Annotated in this window: 22 protein-coding genes; 18 read left to right on the top strand and 4 right to left on the bottom strand. The window is 43.6% G+C overall.

The features are described 5' to 3' along the window. The first annotated feature begins 74 nt into the window (after positions 1-74). Complete coding sequence (locus AC50YO_RS24460) at positions 75-932, top strand: carbohydrate ABC transporter permease (RefSeq protein WP_494851095.1); 858 nt, start codon at positions 75-77, stop codon at positions 930-932. 187 nt (positions 933-1,119) lie between these two features. Beyond that, a complete protein-coding gene (locus tag AC50YO_RS24455; protein ID WP_494851093.1) occupies positions 1,120-1,827 on the top strand; it encodes a carbohydrate ABC transporter permease in 708 nt (235 codons plus the stop codon). 64 nt (positions 1,828-1,891) lie between these two features. Here AC50YO_RS24455 and AC50YO_RS24450 read toward each other — a convergent pair whose 3' ends face one another. Next, positions 1,892-2,338, bottom strand: a complete 447-nt coding sequence (locus AC50YO_RS24450; protein ID WP_494851091.1) for a hypothetical protein — start codon at positions 2,336-2,338, stop codon at positions 1,892-1,894. Next, positions 2,289-2,633, bottom strand: coding sequence for a YtxH domain-containing protein (locus AC50YO_RS24445; RefSeq protein ID WP_494851090.1), 345 nt, complete (start codon positions 2,631-2,633; stop codon positions 2,289-2,291). The genes AC50YO_RS24450 and AC50YO_RS24445 overlap by 50 nt, the downstream gene beginning before the upstream one ends. 188 nt (positions 2,634-2,821) lie before the next feature. Between AC50YO_RS24445 and AC50YO_RS24440 the strand changes: the two genes are divergently transcribed. From AC50YO_RS24440 to AC50YO_RS24390, 11 genes are all read left to right on the top strand, one after another. Next, positions 2,822-3,958, top strand: a complete 1,137-nt coding sequence (locus AC50YO_RS24440) for a PP2C family protein-serine/threonine phosphatase (protein ID WP_494851089.1) — start codon at positions 2,822-2,824, stop codon at positions 3,956-3,958. A 92-nt stretch (positions 3,959-4,050) separates the two neighbouring features. Further along, on the top strand, positions 4,051-4,587 hold the full coding sequence (locus tag AC50YO_RS24435; RefSeq protein ID WP_494851088.1) for a hypothetical protein: 537 nt from the start codon (positions 4,051-4,053) through the stop codon (positions 4,585-4,587). Positions 4,588-4,697: 110 nt separating this feature from the next. After that, positions 4,698-5,030, top strand: coding sequence for an STAS domain-containing protein (locus AC50YO_RS24430; protein ID WP_494851087.1), 333 nt, complete (start codon positions 4,698-4,700; stop codon positions 5,028-5,030). Next, positions 5,027-5,467: an anti-sigma B factor RsbW gene (rsbW, locus tag AC50YO_RS24425; RefSeq protein WP_494851086.1), complete on the top strand. Its 441-nt coding sequence runs from the start codon at positions 5,027-5,029 to the stop codon at positions 5,465-5,467. The genes AC50YO_RS24430 and rsbW (AC50YO_RS24425) overlap by 4 nt, the downstream gene beginning before the upstream one ends. A 133-nt stretch (positions 5,468-5,600) precedes the next feature. Beyond that, positions 5,601-6,086: a DUF948 domain-containing protein gene (locus tag AC50YO_RS24420; RefSeq protein ID WP_494851084.1), complete on the top strand. Its 486-nt coding sequence runs from the start codon at positions 5,601-5,603 to the stop codon at positions 6,084-6,086. A 61-nt stretch (positions 6,087-6,147) separates the two neighbouring features. Then, positions 6,148-6,588 (top strand): anti-sigma B factor RsbW, encoded by a 441-nt coding sequence (rsbW, locus tag AC50YO_RS24415; RefSeq protein ID WP_494851082.1) that lies wholly within the window; start codon positions 6,148-6,150, stop codon positions 6,586-6,588. Then, complete coding sequence (locus AC50YO_RS24410; protein WP_494851080.1) at positions 6,585-7,340, top strand: sigma-70 family RNA polymerase sigma factor; 756 nt, start codon at positions 6,585-6,587, stop codon at positions 7,338-7,340. Before rsbW (AC50YO_RS24415) ends, AC50YO_RS24410 begins: the two co-directional genes overlap by 4 nt. A 95-nt stretch (positions 7,341-7,435) precedes the next feature. Next, a complete protein-coding gene (locus AC50YO_RS24405; RefSeq protein ID WP_494851078.1) occupies positions 7,436-10,219 on the top strand; it encodes a CHASE3 domain-containing protein in 2,784 nt (927 codons plus the stop codon). Then, positions 10,220-11,038 carry a CheR family methyltransferase gene (locus AC50YO_RS24400; RefSeq protein WP_494851076.1) on the top strand — a complete coding sequence of 273 codons (819 nt, stop codon included), beginning with the start codon at positions 10,220-10,222 and terminating at the stop codon, positions 11,036-11,038. It abuts the gene before it with no gap. A gap of 119 nt (positions 11,039-11,157) precedes the next feature. Then, positions 11,158-11,322: a DUF1328 domain-containing protein gene (locus AC50YO_RS24395; protein WP_494851074.1), complete on the top strand. Its 165-nt coding sequence runs from the start codon at positions 11,158-11,160 to the stop codon at positions 11,320-11,322. 238 nt (positions 11,323-11,560) lie between these two features. Further along, positions 11,561-13,459: an ATP-binding protein gene (locus AC50YO_RS24390; protein ID WP_494851073.1), complete on the top strand. Its 1,899-nt coding sequence runs from the start codon at positions 11,561-11,563 to the stop codon at positions 13,457-13,459. Positions 13,460-13,523: 64 nt separating this feature from the next. Here AC50YO_RS24390 and AC50YO_RS24385 read toward each other — a convergent pair whose 3' ends face one another. After that, positions 13,524-13,766: an NHLP leader peptide family RiPP precursor gene (locus tag AC50YO_RS24385; protein WP_494851072.1), complete on the bottom strand. Its 243-nt coding sequence runs from the start codon at positions 13,764-13,766 to the stop codon at positions 13,524-13,526. 93 nt (positions 13,767-13,859) lie between these two features. Next, positions 13,860-14,774 (bottom strand): class 1 isoprenoid biosynthesis enzyme, encoded by a 915-nt coding sequence (locus AC50YO_RS24380; protein WP_494851070.1) that lies wholly within the window; start codon positions 14,772-14,774, stop codon positions 13,860-13,862. 343 nt (positions 14,775-15,117) lie between these two features. Between AC50YO_RS24380 and AC50YO_RS24375 the strand changes: the two genes are divergently transcribed. The 5 genes from AC50YO_RS24375 to AC50YO_RS24355 all read left to right on the top strand — a co-directional run bounded on the left by AC50YO_RS24375 (position 15,118) and on the right by AC50YO_RS24355 (position 18,912). Next, positions 15,118-15,720 carry a hypothetical protein gene (locus AC50YO_RS24375; protein WP_494851068.1) on the top strand — a complete coding sequence of 201 codons (603 nt, stop codon included), beginning with the start codon at positions 15,118-15,120 and terminating at the stop codon, positions 15,718-15,720. Positions 15,721-15,844: 124 nt separating this feature from the next. Continuing rightward, positions 15,845-16,183, top strand: a complete 339-nt coding sequence (locus AC50YO_RS24370; RefSeq protein WP_494851067.1) for a LapA family protein — start codon at positions 15,845-15,847, stop codon at positions 16,181-16,183. Further along, positions 16,180-17,118, top strand: coding sequence for a TRM11 family SAM-dependent methyltransferase (locus AC50YO_RS24365; protein ID WP_494851066.1), 939 nt, complete (start codon positions 16,180-16,182; stop codon positions 17,116-17,118). Before AC50YO_RS24370 ends, AC50YO_RS24365 begins: the two co-directional genes overlap by 4 nt. Before the next feature lie 15 nt (positions 17,119-17,133). Beyond that, positions 17,134-17,340 carry a hypothetical protein gene (locus AC50YO_RS24360; protein WP_494851065.1) on the top strand — a complete coding sequence of 69 codons (207 nt, stop codon included), beginning with the start codon at positions 17,134-17,136 and terminating at the stop codon, positions 17,338-17,340. Between the two features lie 159 nt (positions 17,341-17,499). Next, entirely contained in the window at positions 17,500-18,912 is a 1,413-nt protein-coding gene (locus AC50YO_RS24355; RefSeq protein WP_494851064.1) for a glycoside hydrolase family 26 protein, read from the top strand. Positions 18,913-18,924 lie beyond the last annotated feature (12 nt).

Here is an 18,924-nt window from a genome sequence, read left to right as displayed (position 1 = left end):
GTTGAATATCTCGGGCGGCGTAATCATTTGATAATCAAATGAATGAAGAAAAATAAACATCAAAGGTGATAATTATGAAGGGCGATAGAAAGTATATCTTGATGTTTTTGTTCCCTGCTGCAGCGTTAATGTCCATCTTCCTGTATTATCCTTTCTTTAAGAGTTTATATTTGAGCTTTTTCAGAACCTCCGGTTTCTTTGATAAGAAATTTATAGGCTGGGATAACTACGGTCGTCTATTTACGGATAAGCTGCTGGGTGCCGCTACATTAAATACGCTAGAAATTATGTTGTATGTAATTGTTTTTCAAGTTGGTATTGCACTTGTACTTGCAGTGTTGGTTGATAACATTAGTAAGTTTCAGGGATTCTATCGGACGGTGTTTTTCTTCCCGGTTGTTATCTCGGGTACGGCAATCTCCTTGCTGTTCGTCTTGTTCTACAATTACCAATTCGGTCTTCTTAACAACATTCTGGCTAACTTCGGAATCGAGAAGATTTTGTGGCTGAATGAATCCAATGCTTTGAGAGCAGTATCTATACCGACGGTATGGCATTATGTTGGCTTTTACTTCATCCTATTCTTGACGGCAATGTCCAAAATTCCTGCTGATTACTACGAAGCTGCTAAGCTTGAGGGTATTACAGGGATTAAGAAAACGACAATGCTGACAATTCCTTTGATTATGAGTGACATTAAAGTAGTAATCACGCTTGCAATTACAGGTACTATGAAAGTATTTGAATTCATTTTTGTCATCACTGGCGGGGCGAACGGTACAGAAGTACTGGGAACCTATATGTACAAAAAAGCAATGGTCGACCAAAACTTCGGTTATGGTTCAACAGTTGCGATCTACATGGTCGTTTTTGGTGTTATACTCGCACTGGTTGCGAATCGCTTAATGAAGCGGGAAGAAATCACATACTAAGCTGTTATTAGGGGTGTACGTTATGCAAGAAACCATTAAGGATAAACATAAAGCTCGGCCTTCCAAACGAAGCCGATTTAGTTTAGGCACCACCCTCATGTATGTTGTGTTGACAGCATGGTCCCTGACGACAATATATCCACTGTTCTGGATTGTTAATAACTCCTTTAAAATTTCACGGGATGTCATGAATAACTCGTTTAAATTAGCATTAAATCCGATCACAACGAACTATACGACTGCTTTTGAGCGTATTAATATCGGAAAAAGCTATATTAACAGTTTGATCATGTCAGGAAGTACGGTACTGCTTGTACTATTGTTTGGCGGATTAGCTGCTTATGTATTATCCAGATTCAACTTCAAAGCTAAAAGACTGCTGATGTCCATACTGTATGCTACACTATTGATCCCAGCATTTGCTACCGTTGTTCCAGTATATGAAATTCTAATCAAATGGAGCTTGGTAAATACTTATGGCGGATTGATTTTTCCACAGACGGCGGGTAACTTGACCTTTGCGATCATGGTAATTGCGGGTTATATGGCTACTATTCCAAAAGAGTTGGAAGAAGCTGCTTTTATTGATGGTTGTAACAGATGGCAAATGTTCCTTAAAATCTTTGTTCCAATTACACAGCCGGCTTTCGCATCGGTAAGTATCTTCGTATTCTTATGGTCGTATAACGACTTGTTCTCCGCATTGATCTTTGTTAATAAAGAGAACGTTCGTCCGATCGTAGCCTTGCTGAATGAAATCAGTTCCCAATATGGAACAGACTTCGGACTGATGGCAACTGCAGTGGCCTTGACGGTCATACCGGTACTCGTGGTCTATCTCTTCATCTCGAAGTTTATCCAGAAGGGTCTGACAGAGGGCGCAGTAAAAGGTTAGAACGCACAACAAATAGACAAGTCAAACGGGACGGATATCCGCCCCGTTTGACTTGTCTATTTGGTTATTGACGAGGGTCAGGAATGATATCGTCCTCCAGCAGCTCGCTATTGGTCGGCATATGGTCCATCTCCGCGCCTAGACGCTTCATTTCCTGCTCGGTTTGAGCCATAGCTCCATTCTGTACAGTTGCGAGCTCATAAGTATGCTGAAGCTCCTTCAGCTTATCTATCGCTGCTTGGCGTACCTCGAGAGCGACACCGCCGCTTCCGGCGATGTCAGGCTCATCGAAACGAATGACCTCTTGTCCATTCTTATCAGTCTCGATGGGAATAAAGAGCTGATAAATCTGATTTTCTGGCTCATAGAGAAAATCGTATTGGAGAATAAGGCGTTCCTGATCTTCAACAGGACGGAAACCCAGCTCTTTTAATTGCTGTTCCGGAAAAGTATGCGCCATACTATTCTCTCGCAGAAGAGGCTGTGGAAGCTGCTTTCTGTTCGATATCATCCTTTGCAGAACGAACGTGATCAGCTACTCGCTCTGAGCTTTGTTTGGCTTGCTGCAGTAGATCAGAAGCCTCAGAACCTACGGTATGGGCGATTTTTTGACTCTTTTCACCGATAGCGGATACGAGATCACCCGTCTTCTCCGTTAATTCACTATATTTGTTGCATAGCGTTTCCCGCATTTCGCTTCCTGTTTTAGGTGCAAGTAATAGAGTGGATATGGCACCAACTGCACCTCCGATGATCATTCCTAACAACAATCCATTTGATCCGCTTGCTTTAACTTGGTTTGACATTTGTATCCTCTCCCTTTGTATGTGGTTGTTTTATCGTTCTTGACACTATATAACCGTGCCAGGGCGGAATGAAACATTACCGTTCTACTTTGTGCCTCGCGTTATGGTATAACTAATGTAGCTATTATTTCGTTTGAACTGTCGAATATGTGTTGATATATATGGAGAGAGTAGAGAGGAGAGTACCGATGCCTATAGTAATAGTTGACGATAACAGTACAAACCTTCTTATTATTGAACGAATATTACAGCGAGCGGGCTATGATAAACTGGTTGCGGTATCTTCCGCTAAAGAGTTGTTCGCTGTACTTGAGCTAGAAGATCCGAACGCCATTGAGGCACCGGTATCGTTGATTCTGATGGATTTGATGATGCCGGAAATAGATGGAATTGAAGCTTGCAGGCGAATTAAGGAGCAAGAAAGATTCCGTGATATTCCAATCATCTTCGTAACTGCACTGGGTGACTCCAATAAATTAGCAGAGGCACTTGATGCAGGAGCGAGCGACTATGTAATGAAGCCGATTAATAAGGTGGAGCTGCTTGCTCGTATACGCTCTGCATTGCGGCTTAAATTTGAGAAGGACTGGCATAAGGAACGCGATATGCGAATTTCGCTCGAGCTTGATCTGGCGAAGCAAGTACAGCGGAGCGTGCTTAGTGCACCGATTGATAATGATGAGGTGCGAATTGGCGCTATTTATAAGCCTTCCTCTGAATTAGCTGGGGACTTCTACGCCTGGTACGACCTCGGAAAAGGACGTTACTCCGTCATGCTTCTAGATGTGATGGGGCATGGGATATCTTCTTCCCTTGTATGTATGTATGTATATTCCGCGTTGCAAGATATCGTCATTAGGACAACTGACCCAGAGCAGCTGGTCCATGAGATTAACGGACGGATGCTTCAGCTGCATACATCCAGCCAGTTAATGAATTATTATTTTACCGGGATCTATTTCGTCCTCGATACAACAACCAAGACGGTTGAGTACGTTAATGCAGGACACCCGGCAGGCATTGCCTATGTTGATGATGAACCTATATTGATGACAGAGGGCTGCGGAGCAATTGGCTTTTTCCCGAATATTCAGGTGACGAAAGGAACGCTTTCATACAACAACGATCTGAAAATTGTCCTGTTCACAGACGGCTTGTTGGATCAAATGGTGGGCTTTGAGAAAGATGGTCCTCTCATGCTGGCTGATAAGCTTGGCAGCGGTGAGCATGTAAGAGACAAGGTTCATGGGCTAGTGCAGGATATTACGAGTGCCGATATCAATCAGGTGGACGATATATGCATACTAACCGTAGAAACGAAATAAACTTTTGCATTTAGGCTGATTCAATACTCCCAGAACCGGGTACACCATCCTATAACCACTAAACGTGAAAGATGGGCAGGGAGATGATTCATGTGAATACGATGGGTATCATCAGCTTCATCATTGGAAGTGCAATTGTACTGAGTGGATGTGGAGCTGATAAAGCTATCAGTGCGCATCAGTCAGAGACAACAGCGACAGTCGTCAAGCAACCTGTAAACAGCGCACCCCCTAGTGAGAAACCATTGCCTCTGCTTGAAGTAGAGGGAATCTCGTTATATGATGATCGCAATGCGGTTATTCGTAAGCTGGGCGAACCGACCTCCACAACGGTGGATGCTTATTTCGAGGATGTTGAAGTGTACGAATATCCAGGAATAAGCGTTGGTTTCATGGGTGGTATGGTTGATTATGTGGAAGTGTCAGCTGAAGATGCGGATCGTATTGATGTGGATGATCAGACAGTAGCCTTAACTGTTGAAGACCTGCTTAATAAGCTAGGCACGCCAGATTATAAAGCAGAGGACGGAATCGTCTTCGAGAGGAATGAGTTTATATTGAAGCTATTTACAGATGAAGCAACAGGCAAACTAATTTCTGTCAGTTATTATCATATGGCAAGTGTCTAGCTACTAGCTGATCTATGGATCAGCTTTTCCTCTTGTCCATAGCGGGTAAGAAGTGGTATAAGTGAATAAGCGAATATGTGAACTGTAACCATAATAGGGGAGTGTATCCAATGACGTTGAGCAAATTTCAATTAACCTTAAAGGAAACGGAAGAAGCCATTCTCATTCATGCTGGTGGAGAACTTGATTTGGCTGCAGCTCCGGAGTTTAGAACTGTACTTGAAACGGTTGTGAATCGCACAGATAAGCAATTGATACTAGATCTCGAACGTCTAGCCTATATAGACAGCACGGGTATTGGCATTATTGTCTCAGTCTTGAAAGTGAGAGAGGAGAACAATACGCCGTTTTTTGTTAGAAACATACCGAGCGGTGTGAAAAGGCTATTTGATATGACTGGCATTTCCGGGTTTCTGAAAGAAGAGGCATCGGGTAAAGGATGAGAAGGGTTCAACTAACAATACCGGCAGATGCGGAGTATCTGGATATTGTGCGGCTTAATCTTTTCGGTGTAGCTTCCAAGCTGGGATTCAGCTATGAGGAGATCGAGGATATGAAGGTTGCCGTAGGTGAGGCCTGTAATAATGCAGTGCTGCATGCGTATCCTGATCAAACAAGCGAGGAACACCCTCCTAGTCTTGAAGTGATATTTGAATACACTTCTTCGTCTCTTACAATAACGGTAAAGGATGAGGGGGCGAGCTTTGTTTCCAATAATACAGCCGCTGAAGCCTCCTCTTTGAAGGCAAGCACTGCAAGTGAGCTAGAAACGGGAGGACTTGGCTTGTATCTTATGCAAGCATTGATGGATGAAGTAACCATTCATTCTGAACAAGGAACCACCGTTATTATGACTAAGAAGCTTGCAGCAAAAGCTTAGCTTTAACCACGAGATTACTGGGTAATTATCCCTTGCCTCTCGTGGTTTTTTTATTGTTATGTGGTCGTTTCACTTATAAATTATGCGGGTAAGTATAGAATAACAAAGGCAATAAGGAAGGGGTTGGACAAAGATGATATGGGAAATAGCGGTTATGATTGTAGCACTTGCTTTCGCAGTGCTTGTGTACTTTATTATCGATACATTAAAGTCATTGAAGAGTTCATTGGATGAGGTAAAGTACACCATGGTTGAAGTGAAGCAGGAAATTACCACCATTAGCTCGGAAGTCAAAGGTGTCGTGAATACGACGAATCAAGTCGCTGCGGATGTTAATGCCAAGCTGCATTCGCTTAATATCTTATTCGATTCAGTTAATGATGTTGGACAAGTAATTAAGCAAGCGACGTCTGCTGTCAAACACACAGCAGCTGGAGTAATGACATCGATCAAGTCTCGGCAAGAGGAAAATAGACAGGCGAAGCAGCTAAAAACCAAGCAACGCGGTACGATGGATACGATATCCAAAGGTGTAGCCATTGCAGCCAGATTGATGCAAGCCTACTCTAAGAAAGAGCAATCTCAAAAGGTTAGAACCCAGGTGTCTTCTCATTCCTAGTTATTGAATTAGATTAGTTAGAATACTTTGAGCAGTCGTGCAGAAAGGAAAGTAGGCTATTATGAAACCAATTGTCCAATTAAGTATCCCAGCAGAGGCAGAATACCTTGATCTGGTGAGACTAACGTTATACGGATTGGCTGTAAAATTAGGCTTTCAATATGAACAAATCGAGGATATGAAGGTTGCAGTAGGTGAGGCATGCAATAATGCTATCTTGCATGGCTATGAAGGAGGGGAGGTGGGCAATGTCCACCTTCAATTCGAACAAACGGCTCACGGGCTCACTATTCGGATTAAAGATGATGGCTCTGATTTCAATTACAAGCAAGCCATCAACCGGAATACCGCGCTTCATAAGACCAAGCTGAGTGATGCCGCTATCGGAGGACTAGGTCTCTATCTCATGCAAGCACTGATGGATGACGTAGTAGTGAACACGAACGGTGGCACGGAGGTTGTTCTCACGAAGCTGCTTAGCAGAAAAGAGGAAATGGCATGAGTGCTAAACCAACCTCTCAGGCAGCTGCATTCAATTTAATGGCTGCTATGGAGACTTATAGGGAGACAGGCTGCAATGAAGCAGCTACGGAGCTTCTACAGCATTTTGAATCCATTGTCAGGATGGCCGCGGGGAAAATGTCTCGAAGCCGTCCCGATCTTTATGAGGATTTATTTCAGGTAGGTCAAATGTCCATGCTCCGCTTATTCAAGCAATATGATCCTTCAATTGGAATTCCTTTTGAAGGCTATGCTATGAAAAGCGTCATCGGCAATCTCAAAAATTATTTGCGAGACCGCTCTTGGTATATCCAGGTTCCTAGAAGAGTGAAGGAAAAAGGCAGTCTATTGCAGAAAGCAATTGATGAATTAACGATGAAGCTGGAGCGTTCTCCTAAGGTAGAAGAGATCGCGGCCCACCTGGAGTTGACTGAAGAAGAAACGATCGAAATATTGGCGGGGCGTGATTATTATCACTTTACCTCGCTGGATACCCCTCTTACCAATGAAGGCGACAGCGCTTCGATCGGTGATTTAATTGCGAATCCCTCCGATGAATATGGCGCGCTCGACTTGCGTCTTGATCTGGAGGAAGCAATGGTTCATCTTAAGGAAGAGGAACAAACCGTACTGCGCCTTATCTACCAAGAGGGTCAGTCGCAGCGTACGATAGCCGATCAGCTCGGAGTATCGCAAATGAGTATATCTCGGATACAAAAACGAGCGATAGAAAAGCTGCGTGAATGGTTGTAAGGTGAAATGTTTGCATCACTTTCTTCCATTTCCTTGTCCTAAGTGTGTAATTAATGTTACAGTTAGATTAAGGCAAGGAATGGGGAGGCTTTAGATTGCGATTATTTCAATTTAATATTCGAACAAAGATTATTTTGGGTTACACATTTATTTTGTTGTGCTTGGGTGTCTCTGTAATCATTGTCGTTGATAGGGTAGCTTCTCTACAGGAAGAAATTAATTTCATAGCTGATCATGATATTGAGGTCCATGAAGTGCTTAACCAGTTGGAGATTAGCGTACTGGAGATGCAAACAGGACAACGGGGCTTCATGATTACAGGTAATGAACGCTATCTCGAACCATATAATTCAGCAAAGCTGGCGTGGGTAGAACATTACAATAAGTTGCTTGAGCTGATTATAGACAATCCAGCACAGGTGAATAATTTGGAGCAAATTAAGCCGATTATCGAAGAATGGATTAATAAGACAGGAACTATGACAATCGAGCTTAAGAAGGCTGGTCGTGAGGAAGAGATTCAAGAATATTACGATGTAGATGTGGGCAAGACAAGGATAGAGCAAATACGGAAGCAGATTGGTTCTTTCCGGGTAACAGAAAAAGACTTGACTGTCGCTAGAGCTAATGCACTTGAAAATAATAATCGCAACCTGCAGGTTGTGTTATTTATCGTATTGGCACTTGTAACGGCATTTTCAATTGCAGTCGCTTTATTTATCTCGGGGTCTATTGTGAACGCACTTAAAAAAGTGACGAGCACGATCCGAGATATTTCTACGTCCAACGGGGAAATTACGACACGTATTCATGTGTATAGCAATGATGAGATTCGAGAACTAGCTAATGCGACGAATTCATTGTTGGACGATATGAATAAGGAAAGCTGGCTCCAGAAGCGTGTAGCCGATGTTTCCCAGCTTTACCAAGGATTTAATCAAATTAATGAATTGTCGGAGACATTCATTAATCATGTAACGCCAATGGTCAATGCCGCCTACGGGGCAGTGTATGTGCGTCATATTGTTAGTGGTAATACGCGATTCATCAAAACCGCTGCATTCGCAGATCAAGATGAGAATAGTGGAGTAGCAGCAAGCTTCAAGCCAGGCGAAGGTCTCGGCGGGCAATGTGTGGTAGATAAGAAGATGTATCATCTGCATGATCTTCCTGTAGACTATGTGAAGATTAATTCGGCACTTGGCTCGGCCTCGCCAAAAAGCCTATTGGTCATTCCTGTCTTCTACGAGGGCAAGGTGCTTGGCGTGGTAGAATTGGCTTCTTTTGAACCGTTTGAGGATACTCATATCGAGCTAGTTGAATCCTTGCAGCATAGCTTCGGTATAGCGATTAATAGTGTGCTTGGCCGAATGGAGGTCGAGAAGCTGCTTAACGAATCGCAGATGCTGACCGAAGAGCTTCAGGCACAGTCGGAAGAACTGCAAGCACAATCCGAAGAGTTACAAATGCAGCAAGAGCAGCTTCGTCTTACAAATGACTTTCTGGAAGAGCAGAAGGAGCTTGTGGAGCAGCGAGCAGATGAATTGGAGAAAGCTAAGGTGGAGCTGGAGGCTTATTCAGAGAAGCTGGAGCAGAGCTCCCAGTACAAATCTGATTTCTTGGCTAACATGTCCCATGAGCTAAGAACACCGCTTAATAGCATTCTTATTTTGTCTCAGATGCTCTATGAGAACGATAATGATACGCTATCGGAAGAGGAAGAGCATTATTCCCGTGTTATTCATTCAGCAGGTAATGATCTGCTCTCTCTCATTGATGATATTCTTGACTTGTCTAAGATTGAGGCAGGCAAGCTTGAGATGCTGGTAGATGAAGTGAATGTGACGGAGCTTCCGGCACTTATGAGGCAGTTGTTTGATCCGATAGCAGACAGCAAGCAGCTCCTCTTCCATACGAAGCTGGATGCCAATGCGCCGGATGTCATATCTACGGATGGCCAGCGTCTGCAGCATATTCTTAAAAACTTGTTGTCTAATGCTTTCAAATTTACAGAACAGGGCTCTGTTACAATGTCCATTCGAGCTGCTGATGCAGATGAGATTAAGCAGCTGTTTGGTGTAATTCCAGAGACAGAGAATGTAGTTGCAATCTCGATCAAGGATACTGGTATTGGAATTCCGCCTGAGAAGCAGGAGATTATATTCGAAGCCTTCCAGCAAGCAGATGGCACTACGAACCGTCAATACGGCGGTACAGGGCTTGGCCTCTCGATATGCCGCGAGTTCACTCGCTTGCTTGGAGGAAGACTAGTACTGGTTAGCCAAGCGAATGAAGGCAGTTCATTCACGCTCTATTTGCCAAGCCTCAAGGAAGAGCATATTCATGCTTATCATTTGTTGCAGACAGGAGAGCAGCAAACAGCGGCAAGCTCTGAGACGGTTATACTCCAATCTCCAGTTTCAATAGGAACTCCAGTGCTAGAACAAGCTGATTTACTAACGGATGATGTCTCTACGCCAGATGAGGCACAGTTGTTCAAGGGGAAAAAAGTGCTGTTGGTCGACGATGACGATCGCAATGTGTTTGCCCTGAAGACCGTGCTTAACAATAAAGGCGTGATTGTCAATTCGGCAAGCAATGGCAAGAAATGCTTGGAGATTCTTGAAGTGGATTCGGATTATGATGTTATTCTGATGGATATTATGATGCCGATCATGGATGGCTACGAGGCGATGAGGAATATTAAGGCAAATTCAGAGCTGAATCATATACCGATTATTGCGCTTACTGCAAAAGCAATGCGTCAGGATCGAGAGAAATGCCTGGAAGCAGGTGCATCCGACTATATAAGCAAGCCTCTGCAAATGGAACAGCTATTTTCCTTATTGCGAGTATGGTTGACAAAGCAGGTGAGCTAGTTGATAAATGAGTTAGAAGATGTTGAATTGACCTTGTTTTTGGATGGCATATACAGCTACTATGGGTTTGACTTTCGGAATTATGTTCGGGCCTCTTTGAAGCGACGCATTCAAAACCGAATGAGAATCGAGGGCATTCCAACGATAACTGCATTGCTGGATAAGGCTCTTCACGACCGCGAGGTGCTTGATCGAGTATTGAGGGATTTCTCGATCAGTGTAACCGAGATGTTCCGGGATCCGCAATTTTTCCGTATCTTGCGGGAACAGGTATTTCCTGTACTGCAGTCCCTATCAGAGATCCGAATCTGGCATGCCGGCTGTGCTACAGGGGAAGAAGTCTATTCTATGGCGATTATGCTTGAAGAGGAAGGTCTGGCTGATAAGGCCAAGGTCTATGCAACAGACATGAATGAAGCAGGTCTGGAGAAAGCCAGAAAAGGCGCCTATCCGTTGAAGCAAATGCAGGCTTTCACAAAGAATTACCTCGAAGCAGGCGGAACGAAGGCCTTCTCTGAATATTATGCGACAGATCATCAATATGCGTATTTTATTCCTGAGCTCAAAAAAAACCTGACCTTCGCTCAGCATAATCTGGTGACGGACGGCTCATTCAATGAATTTCACTTGATCTTATGCCGTAATGTGCTTATTTACTTCGATGGAGAGCTGCAGCAGCAGGTTCATAAGCTGTTCTACAGCAGCCTGGCGGAGAAGGGCTTCCTCGGTCTTGGAAGCAAGGAATCTATCGTGTTAGTCGAGAATTTGGTGAAGTATCAGGAGTTCAATAACTGTAGCCGCATATATCGCAAGTCATAAGGAAGAAGCGCTGGTTAACATCCAGCGCTTCTTTTTTTATATGATTCAATCTTGGCAAATTGGGTTAATAAGAGTTATACAGATTTACACTAAATGATAGGAAATGGGAGGTTATACACATGTTATATTGGGCTTTTGTCTTCTTATTTATTGCAATTGTCGCAGCTATTTTCGGATTTGGCGGGATCGTATCCGCAGCAGTCGGAATAGCGAAAGTCGTCTTCGTTATCTTTCTTATCTTGTTCATTATCTCGCTCATTACGGGACGTCGTCGATCTATGTGATTGATCCCAATTCGAAAATAACTGACGATAAAAGAGGAACAGCAAACGCTGTTCCTCTTTTTATTTGCAAGGCACTGCATTGGCGAAATGGTAATGGCTTTGTGTAGAACCAGTTATAGTGATGAGGTTAAAAAATTTTGTAAAAAGGTAAATCTTTGAAGGGTCTTTATCGAAGTTTGTCGAATAACTAAGAAATAAGTACTAATTTTCATATCTTTTGACTCTTCGAGGTGCATGCATGAAGGCGTTTTTGAAATTCGTAGTATTTATCATCGTATTCCTTGCTTTACAGCTACATTTCAATAATTCCCCCGTTCAAGCGAAGGCTGACAACCCCGAGATTCTGATTCAAGAGTGGCAGATGAGCTGGCATACGGACAATGAGCCGCATAAGGGTGCCGAACCATTTACTCCTCAAGAGGAGTGGCTCAGCATGGACACCTTCAAGGAACAGCCGTCTCGTCCCAAGGGGAAACAATCCGCATGGATTAGAATTCAATTACCTGATCTTCAGGAGATCCAGGACCCGGGCATTTATTTCAGAAAAATATTGGCACAAAATGTGCGCATCTACATAGAGGATAGAGAGCTGTATGTCTCTGAACGGAATTATAATTACACGATCAATAAATTTGTCGTTCATCTGACGCCAACCGACTCTAATAAAATAATGTATATTCACTTGAGTAGTGTGAAGGATCTGCTCGGCATTCAACAAAAGGTGACCATAGGCGATTTTGAAACCTTACTGAAATCTTTTATTATGCACGGCAGTTTGGATATTATATTGGGCAGTGCTTTTATTTTTATTGCTCTTGTCATGCTCATCTGCCTGTTCTTTCTGGATAAGTCCTATCTGAAGGGCTGGCATTCTCTTAGCCTGATCATACTGACTCTCGGTGTTCTTGTTATTGTTAATCCGCCTTATATATACACGTGGTTCAGTAAGTATGGCATTATCTATTATTACTTATTTGATCTTGCTTCTAATATTCTTATTGTCTCCTTGTTCTACTTCTTTGAGAAAATGTTCGGTAAGGGGAAGTTCGCCTTAATAAGCAAAATCCGTGTAATCGCGACGGTGCTCGTTATTATTTCTTTTATTGGGACGATCGTGAAGCTGATTGTCGGGGAAAGAATATTTGAGCTTTATTATTTGCTCTCCACCGCTTTATTCGGGATATGCATATTAGCAGGCTGCTCCGTTTTTTTAATACGATTAATATACAACAGTGTTAAGGGCGATAAAGATTCTATTATTTTGTCTGTAGGGCTGGGCAGCTTCTTAATTATCTGCTTTATTGAGATCCTATGGTACTTCATGGAATCGAGAGCGTATGATTTGGTTTATTGGAAATGGGGCATTCTTTGCTTCGTAAGCTCCCTAATTATTCTATTGGGAAGAAAAGTGGCCCAAAGCTTCGATCAGGTAGTGAAATACTCCGCCCAACTGGAAGTTTATAATAATGAACTGCAGAGAGCAGAGAAAATGGCTATTATTAGCGAGCTGGCTGCATCTGTCGCGCATGAGGTTCGCAATCCTCTACAGGTTACTAGAGGCTTCCTGCAATTGCTTGGCGAAAAGACGCCGAATGACAAAGATAAAAACTATATGCACATGGCAATCGACGAATTAGATCGTGCATCCGAGATTATAACCGATTTTCTTACGTTCGCGAGGCCTCAGATTGAGCATAATATTGAGTTGAATGTAGCGGAGGAGTTCTCCCATATTGAAGGAATTCTAAGCCCGTTAGCGAATTTGCAAGGCGGGGCGATTGAATCTCGTATTCAAGACAAGCTGTTGATTCGAGGCAACTCCACAAAGTTTAAGCAGGCCCTCATCAATATTATCAAGAACAGTATTGAAGCCTTAAAAGAAGAGGGCAAGGTTGTCGTGACAGCCTACAAAGAACTAGATAACGTCATTATCCATATTCAAGATAACGGCGAAGGCATGACGAGCGAGGAATTGAAGAAATTAGGGGAGCCTTACTATTCAAATAAAACGAAGGGGACAGGATTGGGCTTGATGGTCACCTTCCGGATTATTGAAGTGATGCAAGGAAGCATTACTTTTGAAAGCCGAAAAGGAGTGGGGACAGAGGTCATACTGCGGTTTCCTACCTTGAATTAAAAAAGCAAGCTCCTAATTATGAAATTAGGGGCTTGCTTGGTTTATGCGAATAAGGGGTAGTTGCTTACCATCTATCAATATATACGGAAGGATCATTTTGCAGCGAAGAAGGATTCGGTGGAATGACCAGATAGAAATGAGTGCTCGTTTCTTCAACTACTGTAATATTGAAATCATCAGGTATATCAACACCAAAAGCTTCTTTCACAGCTGTCTTAGGATCTTCCATGAGCCTTTGCTTAAATTGCTCATCTGCCCATGCTTTTTGGATAACGCTACTGCTTAAATTTTCCTTTGTTGTCATCATCCTCATCCTCCCTGTTTGTCTATCTTTCCATAGTCTACCATGAGTGTAGGTCTATATCCATAGAAAACAATCTAAAGTTCGACAATAATACTTCTAATTGCCTAGGAAGTAATTCAGTCCGCCCGACAACAGGCGAGTTCGGTTTTCTTGCACCTTGTTGGCATAGATCGTCAACTTTTCCGCAAGCAGATGATGATACGATAACAGGTATGGACAATGTATAGGAGATTGCTTGGCAATGGCAACCTGCTCCCAAGCCTGCTGTGCATAGAGAAACAGGCAGTCCTGCAAATAGATCGCATTTTCTATCACTTTTTCGGACAGCATTTGTTGGCTGGTTTGCTTAATCATGGCTATCAGGCAATTGTAATTGTCCTCTTGGAAGTCTTCTTTCCAATCAATCATATCATCTGACATTTGCAGGGTAAGCAATACCTGATCGATAAGAGCCTCCATATGTGGTATTTCATCATTCTTATTTGCCAGAAGAAGTGACGCTGTACTAATGATTTTGAGAGGGGCGGCTTTTCTGGCAATCATAATTTTATTATTCGTCTGCAAGTAATCATGGTCATGATTCGTGACAACACTTGCTGCCCATTCTCCGATATACTTATGCAAGTAACGCCAGAAATGGCCCTCGGGAAAAAGCTCTCTCATAAGCTGATGAAAGGCCAAATTAAAGAAGTTTCCCAATGAAAGCTGCTGCTTTCGGTCTATTTGCATTTTATCCATAACGTCATCCTGTATGAAAAAATACAGCATATACATGATGCTTGCTACGGTGAGTTGACGGCATTGCTGATCATTAATAGAACTGTGGCTTTGCAGCCAGAAGGGAAGCAGATAACAAATATCGTTCTTGGTGCATCCGGGCTTAAACAAATGATACTGATTAAAATAAGCTGCAGCGATGTCATTAAACGGCTCGGGGAATTCAGCTATAATCTGCTCTGCTTCAAGAAGGGCGGCTCGCAGTTGGGCTTCAAAAGGCTGGATGAGGTTCATCGGATCTTCCTCTACATGGAATGGATTAATGGCGAATCTTTCATTTTGGTAACTATATAAGTATAAGGTCCTGTTTTTTATGTTGGGTTTGTTAAGTAAAAAGAGGATATATTTACTATATAGTAGTTCTTATGCACTGCCAATAGTTGGATTGGATACATTTCTAAGTTTTGGTTGAGAAAGCGCAGAAATTCCATTAGAATAAGAAGAAGTGCTGGTTCATAGATAAACTAGACTAAGGTCGAGGTTCATATTATTACCTAAGAAGGTTATGAAATTGAGGCAACTGCATTAAAGTAATACATAAGACATTAGTTCTTTAATGTGGAGGTTGTAATGAAACATGATGAGTGAGTTCGAAGTATACGTCATTTTAACCGATACAGGGACGCTGTTCACCAAGACGATAAAGTGGTTTACGAAGGATCCTCTTAACCACGCTTCAATCGCTTTTGACAGTGACTTGAATGAGGTATACAGCTTTGGCCGCAAGAATCCTAACAATCCTTTTTTCGGCGGTTTCGTCAAAGAGAACATGCGAGGGCAATTGTTCGAGCAGGCGGCATGTGCATTGTATCGGATTCGGATTAACAAAGCGGCATATGTGAAGATGCGTAATTTAATTGATCATATGGAACAGAATCGTGACCAATATCGGTATAATTTGCTCGGGGTACTAGGGCTTCCTTTTAATATTCAGATGAAGAGAGAGTATGCTTATTTCTGTTCGCAGTTCGTTGCAACCGTCTTTGAGGAAAGCGGCGTACATCTAGTGAATAAGTCCTCTCTATTGGTTAGACCAGGTGATTTGGAGAATACGTCCATGCTGGAGCTTGTCTATGAAGGTACCGTGGAATCCTATATGAATCATTATAAGAATATTGTAAGGAACAGAAGCAGCATGAGCATCAAGGTAGGGCGCCAGTTGAAAGCAGTTGGAACATAAGAGATCTCTACCATAGAGATCTTTTTTTTTATCTGCTCCAAAATTAAGTTTTATATCAATCAGGTTTGGATATTGTGGTAATATAAGCGAATAAACATCATGATAAATAAAGGTGGGGATGTAGGTGAAAGGACAGAATTTACTTATTGCCGCCTTACTGTTCGCGTTTATTATTGCGTGGTTCGCGGTCATTAATGTCGATGCGGTACAGGTGAATTTTATGTTTACGAAAGCCCAAATACCGCTTATACTCGTTATTCTTTCTTCAACCTTGCTTGGAGGTTTGACGGTTGGACTCATTGGAGGCATACGCCAGTACAAGCTGCAGCGATCGGTCCGGGCTTTGGAGAAGCAGGTTGCTGATTTAACTGGGGGCCTTGAGAAGGGGGCTGCCGATGATTACACGCAATCATTTGGGGCCGAGAATTCTGAGGAAATACCGCCTCCTCCCCAAAGCAAATGACGTCTTACGTATATACTTATGCTTGTCATGAAGATGAAGCAGCCCTCTGTGCGTTGGAGCGCCGCAAGCTATTTTCCTTGCAGCAGACTGGGCAAGAGCAAGCCGGCTACTTGATCAGCTCTTATCGGCTGGACCCAAGCCGAAGCCCGTTCCTCAAGCGTCGGATGGAGCAGTGGCTGGAAGGGGATAGCCTTGAAGCAATCATAAGCTTGCTCCCAGCTATTGAATTGGAGGGTAAGACGTTCAAAGTCAGCTATATGGCTACAAGCGTTAAGCCGACCTACGAGGAGCAGCGGACTATCGAGCGGGCTGTCGGAGCTGCCATACGGGGTACAGCCCAGATGAAGGCTCCCGAGCAATTGTTCGCAATCACCTGCATGGACGGCAAATGGCTATTTGGTCCGTGTGTCGATAGTGAACCGATTTGGCTCAGACATCAGCAGAAGCCACAGAACTATTCCACAGCATTAGGCACTAGAGTAGCGAGGGCTATTGTGAATATTGCCTTCGGACGCGTTACAGACGATATTAGAGCCATTGATCCCTGCTGTGGCATGGGAACGGTGTTGATTGAAGCACTTTCCATGGGCGCTGAGATTAAAGGAATCGATCGAAATCCTCTTGCGGTAAGAGGAGCGAGAGTCAATCTTGCGCATTTTGGTTATTCTGATCATATAGTGAGCTTGGGAGATATGACGGAACTGACGGGAAACTATGATATAGCCATAGTCGATATGCCCTATAATTTATGTTCAGTCTTGCCGATTGACGAGCAGCTTGCTATGCTGAGAAGTGTAAGGAGGCTGGCTCGTTACGGCGTTATCGTCACGACCGCTCCAATCGAGCAGCCGTTGGATCAAGCAGCGTTCCGAATATCGGATCGTTGTCAGCTGCACAAAGGGTCTTTTACCCGATATATTACGGTTGTCGAATAAAAGCGAGGTGATTCTATGTCCACGAGCGAAATTAACGGAGCAGAAGAGCAAGAGCAGCCCAAAAAACTGACTCAAGCAGAGAAAGCAAAGCAACTGCTAGCTCAGAAAAAGCAAGGAAATAAGGGTCTGCCAGGCCAGAAGCATCAATCCACCAACATGCAGGAGATGCGCAGCCAGAGCACGAAGAAAGTGAATAATCAACGCAAAAAAATGGGCGTGTAGCTGCTGCAGGGCTTCCAACTTCACCAACAAGGTGAGGCTGGAAGCTTTTTTTTGTATAAGGTCCTCTCCACAGGTTATCAGTCTGCTACGTATAAAGCGATGCTGATTGCTAATGATGATGAATAGTGAAATGGAATAACCTGGACGGGGGCTGACGTGATGCTGGCGCGCAGATTCATGAATCGCAGTAATGGCATGGCTGTTATATGTGCACTGCTGCTGCTCCTGCAGGGGGCGCAGTGGAGAGATACAGAAGCGATCAACACGAGTACAAGCGTCATATTCACGGAGCAGCAGAGGGATTGGACGGTACACTCATCCGGGACAGACTACACGCTTGCGAAATTAGAACCAGCAGTGGGAATCTATACCGGTGCGTATGTATTGCAGAACAGCCGGATTCAATTTAGCATGGCCGAATTCAATCGCAGGACAGGGAAGAAGCATGCCAGTTTTTTTAAATACGTAGGTTATGGAGAGCCATTCCCAGCTCAGTGGGTAGAGCAGGTAAAGGAGCATGGTGCCTTCCCGCATATTGCATGGGAGCCCAATAATGGTCTGGATGAAGTGCAAGACAATGCATATTTGCAGAGCTTTGCTGATGAAGCGAATAAGGCAGATACACCGATCTTCTTGCGTTTTGCCTCTGAAATGAACGGCAGCTGGACCAAATACAGCGGTGATCCCAACCACTATATCCGTACTTGGCGAATGGTGCATGACGTATTCGAGCAAAGGGCGCCGATGACCGCTATGGTATGGACGGTATTGAATGTGCCTGAAAAGCCGATAGAAAGTTATTATCCAGGCGATGACTATGTGGACTGGGTCGGGATTAATATGTACAGTGTAAAATACCATAACGGCAAGCTCAATCAACCAGCTGATTTCGAAGACCCGCTTCAGCTGATGGATTATGTCTATAACCGCTTCAGCAGAACGAAACCAATCCAGTTGTCTGAATATGGAGCTACCCATTATAATACAACCGACGGTTTGAAGGATATTGATTTTGCCGCAAGCCGGATCGCTCGCTTATACGATAAGCTGCCGAGGTTGTATCCTCGGGTGAAGGCGGTATATTATTTTGATGTGAACAATTTGACGGAGTACAATGCGCTGCGTCGGATTAATGATTATTCGATTACAAGCGAGAAGAAGCTGCTTGCCGTCTACAAGCGAGCGATCAAAGGCAAAGCTTACTTAAGTGAGCTGCCTCAGGAGGCCATCCGATTAACCAAGCCAGTACAACAGCGGTTCACTTCACGGGGGCTCGTATTTACGAGGAATGGTGAGCTTTATGCGGATAAGGTGCTGTTCGAGCGGCTCTTGCAGCTGAAGGTCGTGCAAGCTGGTGCTGAAGGCGAGTGGCTTGTCTCAAGAGGAGACAGGCCAGAGCCTAAGCAAACGGTACGGGCTGTATCCGCTCCGCATAAACTATGGAGTGGGTACAAAATGGATGGAGAGATACCGATTCAGAGAACATTAACCGGCCTGCCACTTGTACAAACGATCACACAGCTGGGGTATAAGGTCAAGATAAAGGGAACTAGCATATATATACAAGAATGAATATTGGCCTCC

The sequence above is a fragment of the Paenibacillus sp. J22P59 genome, from assembly GCF_059383895.1.
Note: the sequence above shows the minus strand (reverse complement) of the source record. Positions and strands in the feature narration are given on the sequence as shown.

Bases quoted from the DNA above. Each gene is read 5' to 3' on its own strand.
- AC50YO_RS24460 (WP_494851095.1), top strand. From the start codon at position 75: ATGAAGGGCGATAGAAAGTATATCTTGATGTTTTTGTTCCCTGCTGCA.
- AC50YO_RS24455 (WP_494851093.1), top strand. From the start codon at position 1,120: ATGAATAACTCGTTTAAATTAGCATTAAATCCGATCACAACGAACTAT.
- AC50YO_RS24450 (WP_494851091.1), bottom strand. From the start codon at position 2,338: ATGATATCGAACAGAAAGCAGCTTCCACAGCCTCTTCTGCGAGAGAAT.
- AC50YO_RS24445 (WP_494851090.1), bottom strand. From the start codon at position 2,633: ATGTCAAACCAAGTTAAAGCAAGCGGATCAAATGGATTGTTGTTAGGA.
- AC50YO_RS24440 (WP_494851089.1), top strand. From the start codon at position 2,822: ATGCCTATAGTAATAGTTGACGATAACAGTACAAACCTTCTTATTATT.
- AC50YO_RS24430 (WP_494851087.1), top strand. From the start codon at position 4,698: ATGACGTTGAGCAAATTTCAATTAACCTTAAAGGAAACGGAAGAAGCC.
- rsbW (WP_494851086.1), top strand. From the start codon at position 5,027: ATGAGAAGGGTTCAACTAACAATACCGGCAGATGCGGAGTATCTGGAT.
- AC50YO_RS24420 (WP_494851084.1), top strand. From the start codon at position 5,601: ATGATATGGGAAATAGCGGTTATGATTGTAGCACTTGCTTTCGCAGTG.
- rsbW (WP_494851082.1), top strand. From the start codon at position 6,148: ATGAAACCAATTGTCCAATTAAGTATCCCAGCAGAGGCAGAATACCTT.
- AC50YO_RS24410 (WP_494851080.1), top strand. From the start codon at position 6,585: ATGAGTGCTAAACCAACCTCTCAGGCAGCTGCATTCAATTTAATGGCT.
- AC50YO_RS24395 (WP_494851074.1), top strand. From the start codon at position 11,158: ATGTTATATTGGGCTTTTGTCTTCTTATTTATTGCAATTGTCGCAGCT.
- AC50YO_RS24390 (WP_494851073.1), top strand. From the start codon at position 11,561: ATGAAGGCGTTTTTGAAATTCGTAGTATTTATCATCGTATTCCTTGCT.
- AC50YO_RS24385 (WP_494851072.1), bottom strand. From the start codon at position 13,766: ATGATGACAACAAAGGAAAATTTAAGCAGTAGCGTTATCCAAAAAGCA.
- AC50YO_RS24380 (WP_494851070.1), bottom strand. From the start codon at position 14,774: ATGAACCTCATCCAGCCTTTTGAAGCCCAACTGCGAGCCGCCCTTCTT.
- AC50YO_RS24375 (WP_494851068.1), top strand. From the start codon at position 15,118: ATGATGAGTGAGTTCGAAGTATACGTCATTTTAACCGATACAGGGACG.
- AC50YO_RS24365 (WP_494851066.1), top strand. From the start codon at position 16,180: ATGACGTCTTACGTATATACTTATGCTTGTCATGAAGATGAAGCAGCC.
- AC50YO_RS24360 (WP_494851065.1), top strand. From the start codon at position 17,134: ATGTCCACGAGCGAAATTAACGGAGCAGAAGAGCAAGAGCAGCCCAAA.
- AC50YO_RS24355 (WP_494851064.1), top strand. From the start codon at position 17,500: ATGCTGGCGCGCAGATTCATGAATCGCAGTAATGGCATGGCTGTTATA.